Annotated in this window: 23 protein-coding genes; 3 read left to right on the forward strand and 20 right to left on the reverse strand. The window is 68.3% G+C overall.

Annotated features, from left to right (window positions below; genetic code table 11):
* Positions 1–46 precede the first annotated feature (46 nt).
* The gene (locus tag EPN29_08715; GenBank protein TAN32251.1) at positions 47–3,586 is read right to left on the reverse strand and encodes a DNA-directed RNA polymerase subunit beta; all 3,540 of its coding nucleotides are present in this window, start codon (positions 3,584–3,586) and stop codon (positions 47–49) included.
* A gap of 195 nt (positions 3,587–3,781) precedes the next feature.
* On the opposite strand from EPN29_08715, the gene EPN29_08720 reads away from it, so the two are divergent.
* Entirely contained in the window at positions 3,782–5,020 is a 1,239-nt protein-coding gene (locus EPN29_08720; GenBank protein TAN32252.1) for an aminotransferase class V-fold PLP-dependent enzyme, read from the forward strand.
* A 52-nt stretch (positions 5,021–5,072) separates the two neighbouring features.
* Here the strand turns inward: EPN29_08720 and EPN29_08725 are convergent, their stop codons facing one another.
* The 8 genes from EPN29_08725 to rpmG all read right to left on the reverse strand — a co-directional run bounded on the left by EPN29_08725 (position 5,073) and on the right by rpmG (position 8,952).
* Complete coding sequence (locus tag EPN29_08725) at positions 5,073–5,462, reverse strand: 50S ribosomal protein L7/L12 (GenBank protein ID TAN32253.1); 390 nt, start codon at positions 5,460–5,462, stop codon at positions 5,073–5,075.
* A gap of 2 nt (positions 5,463–5,464) precedes the next feature.
* A complete protein-coding gene (locus EPN29_08730; GenBank protein TAN32254.1) occupies positions 5,465–6,052 on the reverse strand; it encodes a 50S ribosomal protein L10 in 588 nt (195 codons plus the stop codon).
* Between the two features lie 106 nt (positions 6,053–6,158).
* Positions 6,159–6,713, reverse strand: coding sequence for an N-acetyltransferase (locus tag EPN29_08735; GenBank protein ID TAN32255.1), 555 nt, complete (start codon positions 6,711–6,713; stop codon positions 6,159–6,161).
* 88 nt (positions 6,714–6,801) lie between these two features.
* Positions 6,802–7,533: a 50S ribosomal protein L1 gene (locus tag EPN29_08740; protein ID TAN32256.1), complete on the reverse strand. Its 732-nt coding sequence runs from the start codon at positions 7,531–7,533 to the stop codon at positions 6,802–6,804.
* Positions 7,533–7,961, reverse strand: coding sequence for a 50S ribosomal protein L11 (gene rplK / locus EPN29_08745; GenBank protein TAN32257.1), 429 nt, complete (start codon positions 7,959–7,961; stop codon positions 7,533–7,535). The genes EPN29_08740 and rplK overlap by 1 nt, the downstream gene beginning before the upstream one ends.
* A gap of 48 nt (positions 7,962–8,009) precedes the next feature.
* Entirely contained in the window at positions 8,010–8,567 is a 558-nt protein-coding gene (nusG, locus tag EPN29_08750) for a transcription termination/antitermination protein NusG (GenBank protein TAN32258.1), read from the reverse strand.
* Positions 8,567–8,803 carry a preprotein translocase subunit SecE gene (secE, locus tag EPN29_08755; GenBank protein ID TAN32259.1) on the reverse strand — a complete coding sequence of 79 codons (237 nt, stop codon included), beginning with the start codon at positions 8,801–8,803 and terminating at the stop codon, positions 8,567–8,569. Before secE ends, nusG begins: the two co-directional genes overlap by 1 nt.
* Entirely contained in the window at positions 8,803–8,952 is a 150-nt protein-coding gene (gene rpmG / locus EPN29_08760) for a 50S ribosomal protein L33 (GenBank protein ID TAN32260.1), read from the reverse strand. Before rpmG ends, secE begins: the two co-directional genes overlap by 1 nt.
* A gap of 123 nt (positions 8,953–9,075) precedes the next feature.
* On the opposite strand from rpmG, the gene EPN29_08765 reads away from it, so the two are divergent.
* The gene (locus tag EPN29_08765) at positions 9,076–10,164 is read left to right on the forward strand and encodes an isocitrate dehydrogenase (GenBank protein ID TAN32261.1); all 1,089 of its coding nucleotides are present in this window, start codon (positions 9,076–9,078) and stop codon (positions 10,162–10,164) included.
* The gene (locus EPN29_08770) at positions 10,043–10,795 is read left to right on the forward strand and encodes an SGNH/GDSL hydrolase family protein (protein ID TAN32262.1); all 753 of its coding nucleotides are present in this window, start codon (positions 10,043–10,045) and stop codon (positions 10,793–10,795) included. Before EPN29_08765 ends, EPN29_08770 begins: the two co-directional genes overlap by 122 nt.
* A 39-nt stretch (positions 10,796–10,834) precedes the next feature.
* On the opposite strand, the gene EPN29_08775 is transcribed toward EPN29_08770, so the two are convergent.
* From EPN29_08775 to radA, 11 genes are all read right to left on the reverse strand, one after another.
* Positions 10,835–11,626: a PIG-L family deacetylase gene (locus EPN29_08775; GenBank protein TAN32263.1), complete on the reverse strand. Its 792-nt coding sequence runs from the start codon at positions 11,624–11,626 to the stop codon at positions 10,835–10,837.
* Positions 11,627–11,647: 21 nt separating this feature from the next.
* Positions 11,648–13,423 carry a hypothetical protein gene (locus EPN29_08780; protein ID TAN32264.1) on the reverse strand — a complete coding sequence of 592 codons (1,776 nt, stop codon included), beginning with the start codon at positions 13,421–13,423 and terminating at the stop codon, positions 11,648–11,650.
* Between the two features lie 125 nt (positions 13,424–13,548).
* Positions 13,549–14,991 carry a pyruvate kinase gene (pyk, locus tag EPN29_08785; protein ID TAN32265.1) on the reverse strand — a complete coding sequence of 481 codons (1,443 nt, stop codon included), beginning with the start codon at positions 14,989–14,991 and terminating at the stop codon, positions 13,549–13,551.
* A complete protein-coding gene (locus EPN29_08790) occupies positions 14,982–16,049 on the reverse strand; it encodes a hypothetical protein (protein ID TAN32479.1) in 1,068 nt (355 codons plus the stop codon). The genes pyk and EPN29_08790 overlap by 10 nt, the downstream gene beginning before the upstream one ends.
* Complete coding sequence (locus EPN29_08795) at positions 15,416–16,711, reverse strand: hypothetical protein (GenBank protein TAN32266.1); 1,296 nt, start codon at positions 16,709–16,711, stop codon at positions 15,416–15,418. The genes EPN29_08790 and EPN29_08795 overlap by 634 nt, the downstream gene beginning before the upstream one ends.
* A gap of 11 nt (positions 16,712–16,722) precedes the next feature.
* Positions 16,723–17,538 carry a 23S rRNA (guanosine(2251)-2'-O)-methyltransferase RlmB gene (rlmB, locus tag EPN29_08800; GenBank protein TAN32267.1) on the reverse strand — a complete coding sequence of 272 codons (816 nt, stop codon included), beginning with the start codon at positions 17,536–17,538 and terminating at the stop codon, positions 16,723–16,725.
* Positions 17,508–18,959, reverse strand: a complete 1,452-nt coding sequence (locus EPN29_08805) for a cysteine--tRNA ligase (protein TAN32268.1) — start codon at positions 18,957–18,959, stop codon at positions 17,508–17,510. The genes rlmB and EPN29_08805 overlap by 31 nt, the downstream gene beginning before the upstream one ends.
* Positions 18,960–19,026: 67 nt before the next feature.
* Complete coding sequence (locus EPN29_08810; GenBank protein TAN32269.1) at positions 19,027–19,494, reverse strand: 2-C-methyl-D-erythritol 2,4-cyclodiphosphate synthase; 468 nt, start codon at positions 19,492–19,494, stop codon at positions 19,027–19,029.
* A 28-nt stretch (positions 19,495–19,522) separates the two neighbouring features.
* Positions 19,523–20,239 carry a 2-C-methyl-D-erythritol 4-phosphate cytidylyltransferase gene (gene ispD, locus EPN29_08815; GenBank protein ID TAN32270.1) on the reverse strand — a complete coding sequence of 239 codons (717 nt, stop codon included), beginning with the start codon at positions 20,237–20,239 and terminating at the stop codon, positions 19,523–19,525.
* On the reverse strand, positions 20,240–21,319 hold the full coding sequence (locus EPN29_08820; GenBank protein ID TAN32271.1) for a PIN domain nuclease: 1,080 nt from the start codon (positions 21,317–21,319) through the stop codon (positions 20,240–20,242).
* Positions 21,320–21,330: 11 nt separating this feature from the next.
* Positions 21,331–22,740, reverse strand: a complete 1,410-nt coding sequence (gene radA, locus EPN29_08825) for a DNA repair protein RadA (protein TAN32272.1) — start codon at positions 22,738–22,740, stop codon at positions 21,331–21,333.
* Between the last annotated feature and the right edge of the window lie 361 nt (positions 22,741–23,101).

The raw sequence follows: 23,101 nt of genomic DNA on the forward strand, positions 1-23,101 counted from the left end.
GGTGAGGGGGCGGAGAGGGCGGCGACCGGCGTCGTAGGGGATATCCTCACTCGGCCGAGTCCTCACCCAGCTCCTCACGCTCGAGGCTGATCCCCAGGTCGAGCGGGATCTCGGGGATGTCCTCTTCCGACAACACGATCTGACGCTCGTCCTCGCTCAGGATCTCGACCCCGAGCGCGAGCCCCTCCAGCTCCTTGACCAGCACACGGAACGATTCCGGAATGCCGGCCTCGAGCGTGTTGTCACCCTTGACGATCGCCTCGTAGGCCTTGACGCGGCCGACGATGTCGTCGGACTTGACGGTCAGGATCTCCTGCAGGACGTGCGCGGCGCCGTAAGCCTCCAGCGCCCACACCTCCATCTCGCCAAAACGCTGGCCGCCGAACTGCGCCTTGCCGCCCAGCGGCTGCTGGGTGACCAGGCTGTACGGACCCGTCGATCGCGCATGGATCTTGTCCTCGACGAGGTGAGCCAGCTTGAGCATGTAGATCATGCCCACGGTCACCGGCTCGTCGAACTCCACACCGGAGCGGCCATCGCGCAGCCGGACCTTGCCGTCCGCCGGCAGCCCCGCCCTCTCCAGCTCGGCGACGATGGTGGCCATCGGTGCGCCGTCGAAGACGGGCGTGGCGATCTTGATGCCCAACGTGTGCGCCACCCAGCCGAGGTGGGTTTCCAAAACCTGTCCGAGGTTCATGCGGCTCGGCACGCCGAGCGGGTTGAGGACGATGTCGACGGGCGTGCCGTCGGGAAGGTACGGCATGTCCTCGGAGGGCATGATCCGTGCGACCACGCCCTTGTTGCCGTGGCGGCCGGCCATCTTGTCGCCGGCCGAGATCTTTCGCTTCTGCGCGATGTAGACCCGGACCATCTCGTTGATGCCCGGACCCAGCTCGTCCTTGTTCTCGCGGGAGAAGACCTTGACGTCGACCACGATGCCGCGCTCGCCGTGCGGCACGCGCAGGCTCGAGTCGCGCACCTCGCGCGCCTTCTCACCGAAGATGGCCCGGAGCAGGCGCTCCTCGGCCGAGAGCTCGGTCTCGCCCTTCGGCGTGATCTTGCCCACCAGGATGTCGCCCTGCTGGACCTCGGCGCCGATGTAGACGATGCCGCGCTCGTCGAGGTTGCGCAGCGCGTCGTCGGCGACGTTGGGGATGTCGCGAGTGATCTCCTCGGGACCGAGCTTGGTCTCGCGGGCCTCGGACTCGTACTCCTCGATATGAATCGAGGTGTACATGTCCTCTTTGACGACGCGCTCCGAGAGCAGGATCGCGTCCTCGAAGTTGTAGCCCTCCCAGGGCATGAACGCGACCAGGACGTTGCGGCCGAGCGCCATCTCACCGTCCTCGATCGCCGGCCCGTCCGCGAGGATGTCGCCCTTGGCGACGTGCTGGCCGGGTTTGACCCTGACTTTGTGGTTCAGGCAGGTGCCCTGGTTGGAACGCGCGAACTTCTGCAGCGGGTAGTGCCGTTCCGCGCCGCCGCCATCCGGCTTGACCACGATCTCGAACACCGGCGTGGCGTGCACGGTCTTCAGGTCCTTGGGGTGCGCGATGTCGGTGACCGTCCCGGCGACCTCGGCGACGATCATCTCGCCCGAGTCCTTGGCCGCGTAGTACTCGACACCGGTGCCGACCAGCGGCGCGTCGGTCACGAGCAGGGGCACCGCCTGGCGCTGCATGTTGGCGCCCATCAGGGCGCGGCCGGCGTCGTCGTGCTCGAGGAACGGGATCATGGCCGTGGCGACGGACACGATCTGCTTCGGCGAAACGTCCATGTACTGGATGTTGCCGACGTCTTCGATCTTGAAGTCACCCCGAGCGCGCGCGGGCACGCGGGCTTCCGCGAAGTGACCCTCGGGCGTGAGCGCGGCGTTGGCCTGCGCGATGCCGTACATGTCCTCCTCGTCGGCGGACAGGTACTCGACCTCGTCGGACACCCAGGGGACGATGTCGACCCCGGGGACGTGCGCCTTGAGCATCATCTGGATCGAGCCGGCGTCGAGGACGTCGTGGGTCGGGAGCATCTCCTTCCCCTTGGGGTCGAGCGCGGGCCGGCGCAGCGTGCGCCCGACCAGCTTGTCGGCCGATTCCTCGCTGAGGGAGACGCGGTTGTAGACCCGGCGGAACGGGGTTTCGACAAAGCCGAATTCGTTGACCTTGGCGTACGTCGCCAGGTTGCCGATCAGGCCGATGTTCGGCCCCTCGGGGGTCTCGATCGGGCAGATGCGGCCGTAGTGGCTGTGGTGGACGTCGCGCACGTCGAACCCGGCCCGCTCGCGCGACAGGCCGCCGGGACCGAGCGCCGAAAGGCGGCGCTTGTGGGTCAGCTCGGACAGCGGGTTGTGCTGGTCCATGAACTGCGACAGCTGGCTGGAGCCGAAGAACTCCTTGATCGCGGCCACCACCGGGCGAGCGTTGATCAGAGACGCCGACGTGACCGTGTGCGGGTCGCTGATCGTCATGCGCTCTTTGATGATCCGCTCCATGCGGATCAGGCCCATCCGGAACTGGTTCTGCAGCAGCTCGCCCACGGCCCGCACGCGGCGGTTGCCGAGGTGGTCGATGTCGTCAGGGATCTGCTTCTCACGCGGCGCGTTGTTCAGCTCGATCAGCTTGCGAATGAAGGCGATGAAGTCGCCCTTCTCCAGGATCCGCAGCTCGCGCTGGCGCACGCGCTCGAGGATGTCCTCCTCGTCGCGGCCGAGGCGCTTGTCGACCTTGTAGCGCCCGACGCGGCCGAGGTCGAACCGGCGCGGGTTGAAGAACAGGCTCTGCAGCAGGTTGCGCGCGTTGTCGACCGACGGGGGGTCACCCGGCCGGACACGGCGGTACAGCTCGAGGAGGGCGTCCTCGGTCTTGGTCGTCGTGTCCTTGTCGAGCGTCGATTCCATGTAGCGGTGCTCGGGGTTGTCGTCCACGTCCCCGAACAGCTCATGCATCGCTCGCTTCTGGGCCTCGCGGTCGTTCTCGGTCCCCTTCATCTGCGGCAATTCGAGCGCCTTGAGGAGGACGGTCACGGGGACCTTGCGCTTGCGATCGATCTTGACCGTGAGCAGGTCCTTGGCCGAGGTCTCGATCTCGAGCCAGGCGCCGCGGTTGGGGATGAGCTTGGCGCCGAAGAGCTTGCGGCCGGTGTTCGGGTCTTCGGCGGCGGTGAAGTACACGCCGGGCGAGCGGACGAGCTGAGACACGACGACCCGCTCGGTGCCGTTGACGATGAAGGTGCCCTCGTCGGTCATCATGGCGAAATCCCCCATGTAGACCTCGGACTCCTTGATCTCCCCCGTCTCCTTGATCGTCAGGCGGGTCTTGATCCGCAGCGGCGCGGCGTAGGTCATGTCCCGGTTGCGACATTCCTCGACCGAGAACTTCGGCTGGCCGAACTCGTAGTCCAGGAACTTCAGCTCGAAGTTCTTGCCCGTGTAGTCGGTGATGGGGTTGATCTCATCAAAGAGCTCGCGCAGACCGTCGGTCTTGAACCAGCGGAAGGACTCGACCTGCGTCGCGATCAGGTCCTTCAGCTCGACCAAGTTCGGAATGCGGCCGTAACTAAGACGCGAGGGAGCTCTCATCTCTGAGATCATTCGGTTCTCCTTTCCGGGAAAAAGGGCGCGCTCAGTTAAGGGGCAGGGTGAGCGGCCGGGCGTGCACGAACCGCCAGTATACGACGAAACGGCCCCGCGTGGGGACAAATCATCGGCACCAGGCGAACGCCCGCCTGGCCGAAGGGTTGCCGGGCACTATAGCACCGCGGTCGGGCTGCCGCTAGCCTGTTGCAGATGCCCGACTGGAAGGCGCTCCGATCCGAGTTCCCGCTTCTCGACCGGTACATCTACTTCAATGCGTGCTCGCTGGGTCCTCTCCCCCGTGCCGGCCAGGCCGCTCTGGCCCGTTACGCGCAGGACTGGGACGCCAAGGGCACCCCGGTCTGGTTCTCCGACTGGCTCCCCCTGCTGAGCCGGTTCCGCGAGAGGATCGCGGAGCTGCTCCACGCGCCCAGCGGGTCGACGGCGATCGCGCCGTCGGTGTCGGTGGCCTTGACCACACTGGCCTCCGGCCTGCCGCTGCCCGCCGGCCGGGACAAGGTGCTGATCGGCGAGCTGGATTTCCCCACCATCGGCCACCAGTGGCTCAGCCGGCGCCAGGCCCCGGGGCCCGCCCCCGCTCCGGCCGGCTTCCGGGTCGAGTTCGTGCCCAGCAAGGACGGCATGACCATCCCGCCGGAGGCGTTCGCGGAGCGGATCGACGAGCGCACGGCCCTGGTCGCGACCACGCACCTCTTCTACACGACCGGCTACCTGCAGGACGTCCGCGCGATCGCCGACATGGCGCACGCCAAAGGCGCGATGTGTCTGATCGACGGCTATCAGACCTGCGGCTGCGTGCCGATCGACGTCGCGCGGCTGGACTGCGACGCCTTTGTCGGCGGTTGCCTGAAGTGGCTGAGCGGCGGTCCCGGCAACGCGTTCCTGTACGTCCGGCCGGAGCTGATCGCGAGGATTCGACCGCAGGGGACAGGCTGGTTTGCGACGCGCGACCCCTTCTCGTTCACGCTGCAGGAGCTGGTCTTCGCGGACGACGCGCGGCGCCTGGAGACCGGCACGTGGGCGATGCCCTCGCATTACGCGGCGCTGGCCGCCCTCGAGCTGGTCCTCGAGGTCGGTGTGGCGGCCATCCAGGAGCGGCTGCGCGAGCTGACCACCCGAATCCTGGAGCGGTGCGACGAGGCGGGCGTCCGGACCTTCACGCCGCGCGAGCGAGAACGGCGCTGCGGCATCGTGGCCCTCGAATGCGAGCACCCCGAGGAGGTCGAGGCGAGGCTGCACGCGGACGGGGTGATCGTCGACTCGCGGCCGGGCCGGATCCGCCTGTCACCCCACTGGTGCGTGACCGAAGAGGAGCTCGAGCGCGGGATGGACCTGGTCCTCCAGCACCTCGAGGCACCCACCCAGGCCGGCTCAGACAGTGATCTCGAATCCATCAAGCCGACCGCTCGCGGTCAGCGGTCGACCACCTGACGCCAACAAAAAAGAGCCGGGCCCAGCGGCCCGGCTCTCGGTGAATCTCGCCTTACTTGAGCTCCGCCGTCGCTCCCGCTTCCTTCAGCCTAGCGACCGCCTTCTCGGCGTCCGCCTTGCTGACGTTCTCCAGGACCGGCTTGGGCGCCGCGTCGACCAGGTCCTTGGCCTCCTTCAGGCCGAGCTGCGTCAGCTCGCGGACCGCCTTGATGACATTGATCTTGCTCTCGCCGACCGCGGTCAGGGTGACGGTGAACTCCGTCTGCTCCTCTTCCGCCGCCGCGCCGTCGCCGGCCGCCGGCGCCGCTGCCGCCACCGCAACCGGAGCCGCGGCTTTGATGCCGAACTCGTCCTCGATTGCCTTGACCGCTTCCACGACATCCAGGATGCTCCAGTCCTTGAGCGCCTCGACGAAGTCCTTCGGGGTGATCTTGGTCGCCATTCCTACGCTGCCTCCAACTTGTTCTTGTACGCCTCGAGCACGCCACGGAGCTGCTGAAGCGGCGTCTGCATGATTCCAACCAGCTGGCCGACGGGTGATTGAAGAGTGCCCATGAGCTGGGCGATGAGCGTTTCACGGGATGGCAGATCAGCCAGCTGCTTCATCTGGTCCGGCGAAAACACCCGGCCCTCGACCAGTCCGCCCACGACCTCGAGCTTCAACCGCGTGGCGCGGATGAACTCGTTGATGAGCTTGGAAGGGACCCCGAGGTCGTCATAGCCGAAGGCTATGGCCACCGGCCCCTTCAGCTCCGGCTCCAGGGCGGAGTGGCCGGCGGCGGCGGCGGCGCGCCGGGCGAGCGTGTTCTTGACGACGCGGTACTCCACGTCGCCGCCGCGGAGCTTGCCGCGCAGCTCCTGGATCTGGCTGACCTTGAGCCCACGGTAGTCGGTGAGCACCGCCACCTTGGCCTTCCTCAGCTTCTCCGCCAGCAGCTCGACCTGCTCGGCCTTCTGTTCCTTACGGGCTTTCGGCAAAAAATCCTCCCTGCCCACACGCGTCGAGGCAGGAAGGATCCATCTGTCCTTCACTTGAGATGCCTCGGCAGGAAATTAAGCCGGCGCTCCCGCGCCGGACGCCTGCGGTCTAGGGCAGGCCCAAGATTATACGGGCGCCGCTCCTCGGTGTTCCCGCAGCTCAGGCCTCGTGGCCACCGGCCTGCCGCTTCACCCAGTCTTCGCGCAGGACCTCGGTCACGATGTGGTCGACCCAGCGGCCGTCGATGAACATCTCGGCCTTGAACCGACCGACCTCCCGATAGCCGGCCGCCGCCTGCGCGCGGGCGCTGGCCTCATTGCCGTCCAGGTAGGCGGACTTCAGCTTGCGCAGCGGCAGCTGCGTGAACGCGTAACCGGCGCGCAGCCGCATCAGCTCGCGGCCGAGGCCTTTTCCCCACAGGGATCTGTCGCCGATCACCGTGCCGGTGGTCCCGATCCCGTGCTTCCAGTCGATGTCGTGGATGGCCGTGGTGCCCACGGCACGCCCCTCGTGCTCCACGACCCACACCACCTGGTTCGGGTCCTTCGACATCCGCTCGATCCACTCCTTCTCGGCCTCGATGCCGGGAGGGTGGCGCAGGAGGAGGAAGCGCGTGACCTCCATGTCCTCAAACCAGCTGAGCATGACCGCAGCGTCCTCAGTCCTCGGCGGCCTGAGCCGGAGCAGCTTGCCCTGGATCACCGGGCCGTTCATGGCCCGTAAGTATGAGGGGCGACCGTTTCGTCTCTTCGGCGCGCCTGCTTCGTCGGGGCGCCCGCTCAGCTTCCCCCGGAAGGGCTGATCAGCTCGAGGAGTGGAGCTTTGCCGCTTCCTTGACGTCGACCGGGACCGAGGGGCCCTGGGTCGCGGTCAAAAAGAACGTGCGCAGGTACTGACCCTTCGACGCCGACGGCTTGTTCCGAATGAGCGCGTCGACCAGCGCCGCCAGGTTCTGGTGCAGCTTGTCCCCGTCGAACGACACCTTCCCGATCGGAGCGTGGACGATGCCGAACTTGTCGGTCCGGAACTCGACCTTGCCGCCCTTGACCTCCCTGACGGCGCGCGCGACGTCAAAGGTCACCGTGCCCGATTTCGGGTTCGGCATCAGGCCGCGAGGACCCAGGATCTTGCCCAGTGGTCCGACCTTGGACATGATGTCCGGCGTCGCGACCGCGGCGTCGAAGTCGGTCCAGCCCTCGGACACCTTCTTCACCAGGTCCTCGCCGCCCACAAAGTCGGCGCCGGCCTCCAGCGCCTCCTTCGCCTTGTCGGCGGTGGCGAACACGGCGACGCGCACCTTCTTGCCGGTACCGTTCGGCAGCACAACCGAGCCGCGCACCATCTGTTCGGCATGCCGGGGATCCACCCCGAGCCGGATGTGCGCCTCGACCGTGGCGTCGAACTTGGAGATCGAGGTCTCTTTCACCATCGCGCAGGCGGCTTCCGGGTGCAGCCCGCCGTCGCCGTTGCCGGCGACCGCCGCTTCGACCTTCTTGGCCGCCTCGATGTACTTCTTGCCGCGCGCCTTCGGCATTATTCGATGACCTCCAGGCCCATCGACCGCGCCGTGCCCTCCACCATCTTCATCGCCGCCACCGCGTCGTAGGCGTTCAGGTCCTTGCCCTTGGTCTCGACGATCGCGCGCAGCTGCTGCCTCGTCACGCGGCCGACCTTCTCCCGGTTCGGCTTGGCCGATCCCTTCTCGATGCCGGCGGCCTTCTTGAGCAGGTTGACGGCGGGCGGGGTCTTGAGGACGAACGTGAAGCTGCGGTCCTCGAAGATGGTGATCTCCGCGGGCACCACGTCGCCGGCCTGCTGAGCGGTGCGCTCGTTGTAGGCCTTGGTGAATTCCATGATGTTGATGCCATGCGGCCCCAGTGCGGTGCCCACGGGCGGCGCCGGCGTCGCCTTCCCGGCCTGCAGCTCGAGCTTGAGGATCGCTCGGATCTTCTTCTTGCCCATCTGAGTTAGCCCTTTTCTTCCTTATCTATGTGATTGCTGTGTTGCTGCTCAGTGGACCTTCTCGACCTGCAGCAGGTCGAGCTCGACTGGCGTTTCGCGACCGAACATGTTGACGAGCACCTTGAGCTTGCCCTTCTCCGGGTTGATCTCGTCGACCTTGCCGTGGAAGTCGGTGAACGGTCCGTCGACGACGCGCACCGACTCGCCCACCTGGAACTCGACACGAATCTTGGGCGCTTCCTGCTTCATCTGCTTCTGGATCGCGCGGACCTCCTTTTCCTGCAGGGGGACCGGGCTGTTCGCGGAGCCGACGAAGCTCGTCACGCCAGGGGTGTTGCGGACGACGAACCACGACTCGTTCGACATCACCATGCGGACGAGGATGTAGCCGGGAAAGATGCGCTTCTGGACGTGGCGGCGCTTGCCGTCCTTGATCTCGATCTCGTCTTCCATGGGCACCAGCACCTGGAGGATCTTGTCCTGCATGTCCATGGACTCGATCCTCTTCTCGAGGTTCTTCTTGACCTTTTCCTCGTGGCCCGAGTACGCGTGGACCACGTACCACTGGGCTTCCGGTTCGGCCGCCGTGCTCTTCTCGACCGCCATCAGTGAGCAACCCCGTTGTAGAGCGCGCGCTTGGTGATCTGTTCCAGTGAGTAGTCGACCCCACCGATGAACGCACCGAGCACGACCACCGTGAAGATCACGATCAGCGTGTAGCGATAGAGCTCGCCCGGCGTCGGCCAGACGACCTTGCGGAGCTCGTCGTAGACGTCGCGAATGAACCGCCCCGCTCTGAACTCGGAGGACGGCTCGACGCGCTTTTTGGCTGTGACAGCCACTACTTGGTCTCCTTGTGCGGGGTGTGCTTGTGGCACCACCTGCAGTATTTGTTCATCTCGATCCGGTCCGGATCGTTCTTCTTGTTCTTCACCGTGGTGTAGTTGCGCCGTTTGCAGACGCCACAGGCGAGGGTGATGATGTCTTCCATAGTTGGCTCTTTGGGTGGGGCTGAAAAGAAAAAAGCCTAGGTTACCTAGGCGCCGTCAATACTAGCAGACAGCCGCCACGTGTTGGCTCACGGCGGCCTGACCGCCACCCATATGATTGCCGTATGCCCGCTCCGGAGATTGTTGTCCTGCACGGCGACCAGACCGGGGAGGAGCTGCTGCGCGAGGCGCTGCGGCTGCTCGAGCCCGACGTGCTCGGGTTCGCGATCGCCAAGCGCGACTTCGACCTTGCCCTGCCGGAGCGGCGTAAGACCCGCAACCAGGTCGTGCTGGACGCGGCGGCGACCCTGCGCGAGCTCGGCTTCGGCATCAAAGCGGCGACGATCACCCCGGAGGGCACCGGCGACGTCGGCAGCCCCAACGCCATCCTGCGCAAGCAGATCGACGGCCGCGTCATCGTCCGAACCGGCCGGCGCATCCCCGGGGTGCGGCCGCTCGCGGGGGTCCACGCCCCCATCTCGGTCATCCGGATGGCCGTCGACGATGCCTATGGGGCCAAGGAGTGGCGAGAAGGCCACGACCTCGACGAATGGGCCTACCGGACGGAGAAGATCAGCCGCCGCACCTGCCGCATCGTCGCGGACCACGCGTTCACCCATGCCCGCCGCATCGACGCCAAAGTGTTCGGCGGCCCCAAGTTCACGGTCAGCCCGGTCTACGAGGGCATGTTCAAAGAGGAGCTGGACGCGGCGGCCAAGCGCCACCCCGACGTCCGCTACGAGCCCCAGCTGATCGACGCCACGTACGCGCTCTTGCTCGCGACGACCGGCGAATCCCTGGTCATCCCCGCCCTCAATCGCGACGGCGACACCCTGTCCGACCTGGTGATGCAGATGTTCGGCACCATCGCCGGCGCCGAGTCGACCCTGCTCGCGTTCGACGATGCCGGCGCGGTCACGGTCGCGATGACCGAAGCTCCGCACGGGACCGCGCCCGCGCTGCAGGGCAAGAACGTGGCCAACCCCATGGCGATGATCCTGGCCGTGGCATCGCTGCTCGGATACATGCAGGGCAGCCAGGCGCACCGAGCGTCGCGGGCGGTTTACGAGTCGGCGCTCGAGGCGGTGTCGGATGGAATCCGGACCGCGGACCTGGGCGGGCAGGCCTCGACCACGGACTTCACCGACGAGGTCATCCGCCGCGTCCGCACCAAGATCGACGTCTGGAGCGCGCTCGCCGACGTCGACAGATAGCACGGCGCCGCTGCGATATCTCGCCCTCGGCGATTCGTACACCATCGGCACCGGCGCGTCGGATGCCGCGCACAGCTATCCCTCGATCCTGGCCGCGCGGCTGACCGATCGAACCGGCCGCCAGGTCGAGCTGACCAACCCCGCCGTCAACGGCTTCACCACCCTCGACCTCATCGACCAGGAGCTCGGTCACGTCGATCGGATAAAGCCGGACCTGGTCACGGTCCTGATCGGCGTCAACGATCTCGTCCAGGGCCGCACGCCGGCGCAGTACCGAGCTTCTTTGGCCACGATCTACGACCGAGTCGCCGCGCTCGGGCGGCCGCCGGGCCGCATCGCGGCCATCTCGATCCCGGCCTGGTCGTACGTGCCGGCCGCCAACGAGTACGGCGGCTCCGACCGCGTGCACGCGCTGACGGACATGTTCAACGACGCCGCCGAGAGGGAGGCGCGAGCGCGCGGCCTCTCGTGGGTCGACATCACCGACGCGAGCACGTCAGGCCTCGGATCGCGAGGCTGGATCGCAGCCGACGACCTGCATCCGGGCGATGCCCAGTACGGCGCCTGGGCGGACGCGATCTGGGAGGCCGTGAAGGCGTCGTGGCTTGCGGCCGCCGGGATGGGGGCCTAAGCCCTCAGGCGGCTCTCTCCCCGATGGGAGAGAGAGGCTCTACACCGTTATGCGCTTGAACGACTCCGCGTAGCGGTAGCCGCCCCTCTTCCCCACCTCACGGTGCCGCTTGCGCATGAACTTTTCGAAATCCCACTCCTGGCCGGGCTTGGCGACCTGGCTCTTGTGCTTCTTCAGCGCCGCGATCTTGAGCTCGAGCGTCGCGCTGATGTCGACGAGGTGATCGCCTGACGTCCAGTAAGGGATCCAGACCTCCTTCACCTCGTGGGGCTGGAGGCCCTCCTTCAGCAGGCCGCGGAAGGCTCGGGGGTTACGGGAGTCCGGGTAGACCGCCGCCAGGGTCGCCTCCCCCACGGCCAGATGGTCCGGGTGAGAGCCGCCCATCGGCGCGTCGAGAACCCGGCCGGGAGTGTGGGTGATGACGAGCTCCGGCCGGTGCTTGCGGATCATGCGCACGATGTCCTGACGCAGCTTGAGGTCCGGCGCCACGTGACCGTCCTTGTAACCGAGAAACTCAACCTTCTTGACGCCGAGCACGCGAGCTGCCGCCTTCTGCTCTTTCTCGCGGATCGAAGTCAGCTCGGAGTCCTTCTGCTTCGGATCCTCGCCGCCCTGCGAACCGTCGGTGACGATCACGTAGGTGACCTGCGCGCCGTCCTTGGCCAGCTTGGCGATCGATCCGCCCGCGCCGAAATCCGGATCGTCGGGGTGTGCCGACACGACCAGCACCCGCTCGAACTTCGGTGTCTGGGAGTTGGACCTGGAGCCGGCCGCACCCCGGGTGCTCGCCGATTTCTTCGTCGATTTCTTCGTTGCCACGACCAAGACGATACGGGATGCAGGGCGCCGCGTTCAGCGTCGCGGCTTCGCCGGGGCTCCCAATGACGCGAGCGGGATCGCAGCCTGGATCGGCTTCCACAGCGCCTCGAGCTGCTCCGCCGTGAGGCGCGACCGCGACGCGATGACCCGGCCGCCGAACGCCGCGGTCTTCACCGCCGCCCAGCCTCCGCTGCCGGCCAGGCGCATGGGAACAGTCACCACCGCGGCCTGAGCCGCCGCCTCTTCCGCTTGCCTCGCGCTCCCATCCGCGATCGCTTTGGACAGGGCGTTGGCGACGTCGTCGTCGACCTGCCAGGGCTGCGCCAGCACGGCGCACTGGCTCGCGCCCAGCCTGCCGACGGCGGTGACGTATCGCGACACCATGGCCCCCAGCGCCCTTGGGTTGGAGACCGGGACGGCCGATGCGAACGGTGCGTACGACGCCGCGAACTTGATCGCGGTGAGTTGATGCCGGCGGACCAGCGCAGACACCGCGTGCCACGCCGCCACGGCCTCATCGTCCGTGCACCCGCCAAAGAATTCGATGAGCGCCGTGCCCGCATTGACGAGCGGCGCCACCGCGCCCTCGTTCGCAACCGGCGCGGCGGCCGCCACCTGCTTCCAATCGCTCTCGCTCAGCGAGGCCAGCTGGCGGGCGAAGCCGCCCGAGTCGAGCCTGACGATGGGGAACGACCGCGCGAAAGGTCCGTACATCTCCGTCAAGGGGTCCGGGCTCATGCCGTCATGCGTCTCCACGGCGTGGCCGGCGCGCTCGACGGCGGCAAAGGCCCGGCATCGCTCGAACATGTCCAGCTCCCGGGTGCCCGTGATGGCCGCCAAGATCGATCTCACGAGGCCGGCCGGCTCGGCGCTGCCCTCCCGCGTGACGCTCGCCACCAGCTTCCGGCGGTCCAGCACGCGCAGCCATTGGATCGGCGTGAGCTCCGCCACCGCCTTGATGAAAGTCGCCACCTCGGCGGAGTTGGGCCCGTAGGGCACCTGCGCCCTGGCCGGCGGCGGGACGGGTGCGCCCACCGAACTCCGGGACGGCTTGATGGTCTTGATGGCGCTCGTGACCGCGGTCCGCACCCGGGTCCCGGCCGTCACCTGGGCTTCTCCTTGCAGCGACGCGAACGGGATGGTTGCCTCGAGCGGCGCCCACAGCTCGGTGACCTGCTCTTTCGACAGGTCGGCCAGGCAGGCGAGCACACGCCCGCCGTGCACCGCAGTCCTCACCGCCGCCCACCCCGAGTCACCGCTGAGATGGACTGGGAGCACAGTCAGGGCCGCCATCGCGACCGCCTCTTCGCTCTTGACGTGGCGGTTCCTGGCCACGGCATGCAGCAGAGCGCGTGAGACCGCGGGCTCGAGGCGCCAGCGGCGAGCCAGGCCCTCGCAGTCAACCGCCGGCAGCGCCGCCAGCGCCACCAGGAACCGCCGGGTCACCGGGTCCAGGACATCCGACCCGGACGCAGGGATCAGGGTCGCGAACGGGGCGTAATGGGCGGCGAACTTCAGGGCGGGCAGATGCTGCCGCGTCACCAGCGCCGACATCGCCTGCCAGGCGGCCACCTGTTTCTCCTCGCTCTTCTTCGCCAGGGTGTCGAACAGCGCCTCTCCGGCCCGGGCCATGGTTTCAGACATGCGCCCGTCGCTGCTGCGGATCGCGGACTGGATCGAGGCCGCCGACTCCACCGCCTCCTCCCCGGTGCCCTCCTTGGTCACCGATGCGACCAGGCGCCGGGCCGCCAGGACCTGCCTCCACTGCCAGGGCGTGAGCTGGGCCGCGGAGTTGATGAACGCCTCCACCTCGGCCGTATTGGGTCCGAACCGGCGCGAGGCGTCGTCGTTGGCTCGCTGGATACGCCCTAAAAGACCATGAGGGGCCGGGGGCACAGCACAATTTTGGCCGGGTTTTGGCCGATCAGGCCCCCCTAAACGGTTTCGACCTTGAGCAGGTTGGTCTGGCCCGTCCGGCCCACCGGCACCCCGGCGACCACCACCACCCGATCTCCTGCTCTGACCAGGCCGCTCAGCCGGGCGGCCTCGGTGGCGTTGGCGACCATCTGGTCGGTGTCCCGCCCGGGACTGACCAGCAGCGGGATCACGCCCGAATACAGAGCCGTCCGGCGAAGCACCTGGGGGTGCGGGCTGGCGGCGATCACCGGCACCCTGGGGTGGGCCTTGCTGCACCGGAGCGCGGTCGTGCCGGACTCGGTGAAGGCGATGATCGCCCGGGCGCCGATTTCGTCGGCGCTGGTCGCCGCGGCGTGCGCGATGGCGCTTCCCACCTCACCAGGCTCGCGCCAGATCTGGCGCTCGCGCTCGAAGGCCGGATGCCTCTGGGCGGACATGCAGATCCGCGCCATCGCGCGCACGGACTCGACCGGGTGGGCGCCGACCGAGGTCTCCTGCGACAGCATCACGGCGTCCGTGCCGTCCCAGATGGCGTTGGCCACGTCGGACGCCTCCGCCCGGGTCGGGCGGTTGGCGGTGACCATGGACTCCAGCATCTCGGTCGCCGTGATGACGGGGACGCCCGCGCGGTTGGCCCGATCGATCACGTCCTTCTGCACCGCCGGCAGCTCGCCCAGCTTCAACTCCACGCCCAGGTCGCCCCGCGCGACCATCACGGCGTCCGCCACCTCGAGGATCTTGCTCAGCTGGCGGATCGCTTCCAGCTTCTCCAGCTTGGCGATCACCGGCGCGCTGCAGCCCAGCCCGCCGAGCGCGTCCTGGCACGCGTGAACGTCCTCCGCGCGGCGCACGAACGAGAGGGCCACGTAGTCCACGCCGAGCTCGACCGCCAGCTTGAGGTCGTCGAGGTCCTTGTCGGTGAGGGCGGGCAGAGGCAGGGGACGGCCGGGCACGCTGATCCCCTTGCGCTCGCCGAGCAGCCCTCCCCGGGTCACCGAGCAAACGGCCCGCCCGTCGCCGACGCTTCGCACCGAAAGCTCGATGCGGCCGTCGTCCAGCAGCACGCGGTCGCCCACCCGGAGGGCTTCGACCAGCTCCGGGTGACTAACCTCGATCTCGTTCTCGGCTCGGACGTGAGCCCCGTGCTCTCCAGGCGAGGTATGGGGCGTGCTGGTGAGGACGGCGAGCCTGCCGCGCACCAGGCGCTGGAAGGCGGATTCAAGCGGACCGGTGCGGATCTTCGGCCCCTGCAGGTCGCCCATCAGCGCGATCGGGCGGCCGACCGACTCGGCGGCCTCGCGCACCGCGGCGGCAGCCTGGCGGTGAGTGTCGGGCTCGCCGTGCGAGAAGTTCAGGCGAGCGACGTCCATTCCCGCCTGGACCATCGCACGCAGCACCGCGGGCGAAGCGCTGGAGGGTCCGAGGGTGCAGACGATTCGCGTGCGCCGGATCACTGGTATCTCTGGACGCGGCGCGTGAGCTCTGCCTCCGCGTCGAGGACGCGTCGCTCGAGCTCGAGGGCGCTGATCACCGCGCCGCCCATGCCGCGCACCAGGTCGCCCTGGAAGCGGTCGGAGGTGGCGACCGTGATCACGTCGCCGGTATTGCTCGCCTCATACGCGATGCGCTCGATCGCGTGGTCGGCGGAGTGACCCTTGCGCGTGAACCGCACGCGCACGCCTTCGACCATCTCCTCGGAATTGGCCCCCGCCTGGTTGGAGTCGAAGACCACGGTCACGTCGGCGCCGGCCACCATCCCGAACACCGACAGCCGCTCGACGAGCCGGTCACGCGCCGCCTCGAGCGACGCGTCACGGAGCAGGCGCTTGAGCGCCGGCCAGGCGTGGATGATGTTGTAACCGTCGACGACCAAGCGCTCCACGGCTAGTGCAAGCGCATGTGGAACTGGCCGTAGTAGATCAGCGCGGGATCGATGCCGACGGTCGTCGTGATCTGGAACACCGATTGGAAGAAGCCGTCGCGGATGGGCGCCACGTACCACAGGACGACGAAGACGGCGATGATCGCCGTCTGGCCGAACCGGGCGGCGAGGTCCTGGATGGAGTGGGGCAGCCACGGGCGCAGGATCCCGAAGCCGTCTAGGCCGGGTACCGGCACCAGGTTCAGCAGCAGCGCGATGGCTTCGATGAAGCCGAGGAACGCGAGCGCTTCGAAAAATGCGAGGTTGGTGCCGGTGATCCACGCGTCGTGGCCGGGGACCATGAACGGGGCGGCGACGAGCAGGCCGCACAGCAGCGTGCCCGCCGGGCCGGCGACGGAGACCGCCGAGTCCCACCCGCGGCTTCGCAGCGCCGAATGGTTGATGTAGACCGCGCCGCCCGGCAGCCCGATGCCACCCAGCAGGAGGAACGCGATGGGCAGGATCAGGCTCAAAAGGACGTTGGTGTAACGCAGCGGGTCCAGGGTCAGGTAGCCGGACGCCGCCACTCCACGGTCGCCGCCCAGGTACGCCACCAACGCATGCGCGAACTCGTGGACGCAAACCGAGGTGATCCATCCGGCGGTGACGAAAACGATCGTCAGCGGGCCGGCGAGGCCCGGCAGGATCCCGAACCAGAGCATGGCCCCCGAGACCGCGGTCCCCCCCACGAGGGCGAGGAACACCGGACTGACGGTCAGCACGCCGCGCAAGGACGGCCACGGCCTGCGCCGCAGCGCCGCATCCGGCCGGGAGCGGAGCGACTGCGACCGGTCGGACTCTCCGGGCGCGAAGTCGGGCTTGGCCCCCGTCTGCAGGTGGCGGCGGAGGTCGTAAAGCGTCACCCCCGCTTTCTGCAGCGCGGCCGAGGTCGCCGGCGAATCGCTGTACAGCATCGCCAGTAGGAGATGGATCGAATCGACCTGATAGTGGCCGAGCACCTGGGCCTCGCGGTTGGCGTTGACCAGCAGCTGCCGGAGCGGGATCGGCCGCGGGGCGGAACCGTCGGCCGATGGCAGCTGCGCGCCGATCGCCTCCGGATCGCCGCCCACAGCCTGTATCGCCAGGTCCGCCAGCGTGCCGCGGCTCTGCAGCGTCGCCGCGAGGACGTCGATCGGCTCGGCGTGAGCGGAGCCGCGCGCGGAGGCGATCGCTCCCCCTCGCTCCAAGATCTCGCGCGCGGCGCGAGTCAGCGGGATGTCGGCGGCAGCAAGCTCCAGCTCCGCGGTGGCGTCAGGCATCGACGATCAGTTTAGGAACGCTTGCCGGTGGAACCCGAACGCTGCCTCATCACCTCGTACAGCAACGCAGCCGCGGCGGCGGACGCGTTGAGGCTCGCGATGTGTCCCCTGACGGGCAGCCGGACCCGTGCGTCGCACCTCTCTTTGACCAGGCGGTGAACGCCCTCACCTTCGCTTCCGACCACCAGGCACACGTTCTGCGTCAGGTCGAAATCCCAGGCCGGCAACTCGCCGCGCGGATCGAGCGCCACGCACCAGACGCCGGCACGCTTGACCTCGGCGATGGCGGAGGGCATGCCCGAGACCTTGGCGATGCGGAGCAGCTCGCTCGCGCCGGAGCTGGCTTTGACCGCGGCCGGCGACAGCGGCGCGCTGCGGTGCTCTGGGAGGATGGCGCCGTCACAGCCCGCCACCTCCGCGCTGCGCAGGATCGCGCCGAGGTTCTGCGGATCCATGATCGAATCCAGGGCCACGAGCAGCCCTGGGCCGGTGGCGAGGAGCTCCTTCAAGGTCCAGTCGCGTCGCGGCTTCAACTCCGCGGCCACACCCTGGTGCACTCCGTGGGCCATCGCGTCCAGCTTCTCGGGCGGCACGACCTCGATCCGCGCGAGGCGCGCCAGCTCCTCCAGTCGAGGATCGTGGCCGAGGCCCGACGCCTGGTAGACCTTCACGACCCGGCCCCCACGCGCCGCCTCGAGCACCGCGTTGCGTCCGTGGATGAGGGCCGCGGCGGTCTCGACGGCTCGCCCCGGGGAGCGCCGCCCTGAACCCGGAGAGCGCCCCGGCCGTACGTTGCTCACTGGGCCCCCGGCTGGAGCCGGCGCCAGCGCAGCCCGTCCTTGGAGTCCTCCAGCGCGATGCCGCGCCGGCGGAGCTCGTCTCGGATCTGGTCGGCCCGCGCGAAGTCGCGAGCCTGGCGCGCCGCCTCGCGTTCGGCGATCAGGCGCTCGACCTCCGCCGCGAGCCCCGGCTCCCGGACGCCCAGCACGTCGAGGTGCGCGTCGACGTCCTCGATGAGCGAGAGCAGCGCGTCGCGGCCTCGTTCGCCGACACGGCCGCCATCCAGCGCGGTGTTGGCTTCGCGGATGAGCTCGAAGACCAGGCCCATACCCTGCGGCAGGTTGAGATCGTCGTCCAGCGCCTCGCGATAGCCGGCGCGCACCTCGTCGATCCGGCGCGGAAATTCAGCGTCATCGCTGCCGCCGGGGCTGGTCCGCTTCACCCGGTCCGCGAACTCGCGCAGGCGGCGCACCTGCTCGGCCGCCGCATGCAGCGCCTCGGAGCTCAGGCGAATCCGAGAGCGGTAGTGCGCGTTGGCGATGAGAAAGTAGCGGACCGCGAGCGGGTCGTGCCCGGCATCGACCAGGTCGCGCAGCGTCGTGAACCCACCGGCGCTCTTCGACATCTTCTCGCCGGTCGTGTCCGCCAGGTGCTCCGAATGCAGCCACACGCGCGCCAAGCTCGTGTGGTTGGCGGTCTCCGACTGGGCGATCTCGTTCTCGTGGTGCGGGAACATCAGGTCGACGCCGCCGGCGTGGATGTCAAACGTGGCTCCAAGGTAGCGCTTGCTCATGGCCGAGCACTCGATGTGCCATCCGGGGCGGCCCCGGCCGAAGGGCGCATCCCAGGCCGCTCCCAGCTTTTCGTCACCCGGCTGCGCCTTCTTCCACAGCGCGAAGTCGAAAACCGACTCCTTGTCGTACTTGTCTTGCTTGATGCGGGGAGACGTCCCCCCCTGCTGCGACCGCACGCCGGCCTTCAGCCCGCCGCGATCGAGGTGCGACAGCGCGCCGTACGCCGGAAAGCTCGCGATTCGGAAGTAGACGTCGCCGTCGGCGACATACGCACGCTCGTCCTCGAGCAGGTCCGTGATCATCGCGACCATCTCGGGGATGTGCTCGGTCGCCTTCGGATGGTCCTCCGCCGGCTGCGCGTGCAACGCCGCCATGTCCTCGAAGAAAGCGGCCACGTACGGCTTGACGTACTCGCCGATCGTCGTCCCGGCGTGCATCGCCTGGTCGAGGATCCGGTCGTCGATGTCGGTGAGGTTCATGACGTGATTCACCCGGTACCCGCTCACCTGGAGGTGGCGCCGCACCAGGTCGTAGAAAAGGAAGGCGCGCAGGTTGCCGACGTGGGCGAAGTTCCACACGGTCGGCCCGCACGTGTACATGCCGGCGCGCCCGGGTTCGAGCGGCGCAAAGTCGGCCTTCGTCCCGGTGAGCGTGTTGTGGAGCTTGAGGGTCACCGGGGTAGGTTAAGTGACTCACCACCTGTGGCGAGGGCGGCCAAGGCCGTGGGACGCACAGCCGCGGCTATTCGATCAGAGCCGCAGCCATCGCCGCGATGCCCGCCTTCTGACCCAGCGCGCCCAGCCCTTCGGGTGACGTGGCCTTGACGTTCACGTGGTCGGAGTCGATCTGCAAGCGCCTCGCGAGGTTGTCCCTCATCTCCTGCAGGTGCGGCTGCAACCTCGGCTCCTGGGCGACCACCGTGCTGTCGACGTTGACGATCCGGTAGCCCGCCGCGCGCACGGCGCCGGCAGCGGTCGACAGCAGGTCGAGGCTGGAAGCCCCCTCAAACCGCGGATCCTCCGCCGGGAAGAACTTGCCGATGTCACCCAGACCGGCCGCACCGAACAGGGCGTCGATCACCGCATGGGTCAACACGTCGGCGTCCGAATGCCCGTCGAGCCCGAGCGGATGGTCGATGCGCACCCCGCCGATGATCAGAGCGCGTCCGGCTCGGAGCCGATGAGCGTCGTAGCCCGTCCCCACCCTCACGGCCGGTCGATCGAATTCAAGAGCCCACCTAGCCCTCCCCCCGATGGGGAGCGGGCAGGACGGCGGCTTCCTGCTCTTTGATGAGAGCCTCCACCACCTCGAGGTCCTCCGGCGTGGTGAGCTTGATGTTCGCCGGCTCGCCCTCGACGACCGTGACCGCGTGGCCGGTGGCCGCAACCAGCTGCGCATCGTCGTCACCGACCAGGCCGGCGTCGGCGGCTTCGCGGTGGGCGCGCGCCAGCAGCTCGTAGGCGAACGCCTGCGGTGTCTGCGCCAGGACGACGCGGGATCGGTCGAGGCTCTCGATCAGGCGGTTGCCTTCGACGCGTTTCACGGCGTCGCGGGGGGCGATGGCCGGGAAGGCGGCGCCGGATTCCATGGCCGCGGCGAGGACACGGCGCACGAGCGTCGCGGTCGCCAGCGGGCGGGCCGCGTCGTGCACGAGCACGAAATCGCACTCACCGAGCGCCGCCAGTCCGGAGCGAACGGAGGCCTGCCGGCTTTCTCCGCCGGCCTGGACCACGACCGGCTTGCGAGGATGGACGGACTCCACTTCGCGCTCGGCGTTCTCGAGCCGTGCGGGCGGGGCGACGACCACGATCCGGTCGACCTCGTCGAGGGCTAAGAACAGCTCGAGCACCCTGGCCAGGGTCGTGCGGCCGTTGAGCGGGACCAGGGCTTTGCTGCCGCGGCCCAGGCGCGAACCTGAGCCGGCGGCGGCGACGATCGCGCCTATCTTTGGCAACTAGCCCGCCTCCTCACGCTTGGTGCGGTTGTTCGGGCGCCGGCCCTCGGTGCCTGCCGGCTCGGCGAAGATCATCCTCCCGGCTGAGGTCTGGATCACCGACGTCACCACGGCGGTGATGGTCTGGTTGATCAGGCGACGGCCGTTCTGGATCACGACCATAGTGCCGTCGTCCAGGCTGCCCACGCCCTGCCCGGGCTCCTTCCCCTCGCGGGCGATCGTGACCACGATCTCCTCGCCGGGGATCGCCACCGGGCGCATGGCCTGCGCCAGCTCGTTCAGGTTGAGCACCGATACGCCCTCGAGGCGCGCGATGCGGTTGAGGTTGAAGTCGTTGGTCATGATCCCCCAGCCCTTTCGCTTGGCGGTGCGAACGAGGTGGGCGTCGATCTCCGGGCCGGGAGCCGTCTCGTCCTCGGTCACCTGGAGATTGACGGCGGGATCCTTCTGCATCTCGGTCAGCACCTCGAGCCCGCGTCGGCCGCGCCGCCGCCGGGTGGCGTCCGCCGAGTCGGCCACCATCTGCAGCTCACGCAGCACCGAGCTCAGGATGACCAGCGGCAGGTCGACGAAGCCGGTCTTCGCGATATCCAAGATGCGGCCGTCGATGATGACCGAGGTGTCGAGCAGCACCGCGCTGAGTCGATGGCCCTCGGTCCTCTCACCGCCGCCGAAGAACAGGGCGGTGAGCTCCGAGCGCCGGGTGAGCCCGACCGATGCGCCCTGCGCCGCCAGCAGCACGGCGAGGATCGACGAAAGCGTGTAGCCGTAAGGAAAGTCGCGGACGAACACGCCGATCAGCACCGCGATCACAAGGCCCACGACCATGCCCAGCAAGCCGCTCAGCAGGTCGGGCAGCGGAGTGCTCGTGAGCCGGAAGTTGAACGTCCGCCACCCGCCCAGCACGTACGGCGTGCCCAGGTAGGCGAAGATCAAGCCTTCCAGCGTGGTCAGCCCGATGATCACGTAGCCCGGATGTGGATTGCCCACGCCGCGCACCATGAAATAACCGAGCGTAAAACCACCGACCACTCCGAGTCCCGCCCCCAGCCATCGGGCGAGATACTCGGAACGCTTCACGGGTTACCTCCTCAGGGGACCGAAACCCCGGCCCCCCTGATGAACATGCCAGACCTGATGGGTGTAGAAAAGGCGGCGGAGACCGCCTCCGCCAGGGTCCGGACCTCAACCACGTCGAGGCCGGATGGCCGTCCGGCTTTGGCGCCGGCCGGAATCAAAGCGCGCGTGAGCCCGTGCCGGGCGGCCTCGTGGAGGCGGCGCTCCAGTTGACCCACGCGACGCACCTCGCCCGCCAATCCCAGCTCACCGATCACGACCAGGCCGTCTGGCAGTTGCCTGTCGTCCCGGTTGCTGACGATCGACAGCGCGAGACCGAGGTCGGCGGCCGGCTCGGTCACCCGGATGCCGCCCGCCACGTTGACGAAGATGTCTGAGGACCCGAATTTGTGGTTCTGGCGCTTCTCCAGCACCGCGACGATCATGTGCAGCCGATTGATGTCGATGCCGTTGGCAATCCGGCGGACGATGTTGTTGGTCGTCGCGTTGACCAGGCTCTGGATCTCGACCAGCAGCGGTCGCGTGCCCTCGAGCGCGGCGACGATCGCGGTGCCCGGCGAGGCGACCGTGGCGTTGCCGAGCAGCGCGGCAGAGGGATCGGGGACCTCTTCCAGGCCCGCCTCGCCCATGGCGAACACGCCGATCTCCTCGGCTGAGCCGAAGCGGTTTTTCATCGCGCGGAGGACGCGCAGCTCCTGCCTCCGGTCGCCTTCCAGGTAAAGCACGGCGTCAACGATATGCTCCAGGACCCTGGGTCCGGCGATCGCCCCGTCTTTGGTCACGTGGCCGACCAGGAAGATCGGAACGCCGGTCTCCTTCGCCAGGCGCATGAGCCGTCCCGCCGACTCCCGGACCTGCGTGACGCTTCCGGCGCTGCCTTCGAAGCCCGCGTCGGTCACGGTCTGGATGGAATCGACGATGGCCAGCTGCGGCGCCTCGGCCCGGATCGACTCGCAGATCGCATCCAGGTCGTTTTCGGCCAGCAGCAGGATGCCAGGCTCAAGGGCGCCCAGCCGCCGCGCCCGCATCTGCACCTGCTGCCCCGATTCCTCGCCCGAGACGTAGAGCACCCGGCCGCCTCGCTGGGCGACCTGGTGAGCGGCATGCATGAGCAGCGTCGACTTTCCGACCCCCGGCTCGCCGCCCACGAGGACGAGGCTTCCCGACACGATCCCACCGCCCAGCACCCGGTTGAGCTCGTCCCAGGCCAGCGAGCGTCGCGGGGCCGCTTCGGCGGCGATCTCGGTCAGCGGAATCGCCTGGGCGGCGCCGGCCGGGTGGGCGCGTGCCTTGCCGGGAGCGGCCTTGCGCAGCTGGAACTCCTGAAGCGTGTTCCAGGCACGGCAGTGCGGGCACTGGCCGGCCCAACGAAGGCTCTCGCCGCCGCAGTCGGTGCAGACGAAGGTGATGGTCGATTTGGCCATAGGGTGACTTTCCGCCCATGATCGGGCTTTTACAAGTGGGTCCGTAGCCTTTTACCGGCGCCGGCGTTATCCAATGCGAGGAACGGGAACCCCCGCTTCTTGAAGCGTCGAGGCGCCGCCCTGACTACCCCCGGGGCGGCGTCCACATTACACGACCCCTTTGGACCGCACGCCGGCTATCGCCTTTCCAGGTCGGCGAGGTGGTCGAGCGCGGCGAGCGGTCCGCTCTCGGCGAAGATATCGGGAAGCGCGTGGCGAAGGCTCGGCTGGACCTGGTTCGCCAGCTGCACCCGCAGTTCGAACGACAGCTCTGATCGACGCCGCGCGTAGGACGTGACGAAGCGGCGCAGCTCCGGGTCGA

This window comes from bacterium, assembly GCA_004299235.1.
Taxonomy (GTDB): Bacteria; Chloroflexota; Dormibacteria; order Dormibacterales; family Dormibacteraceae; genus SCQL01.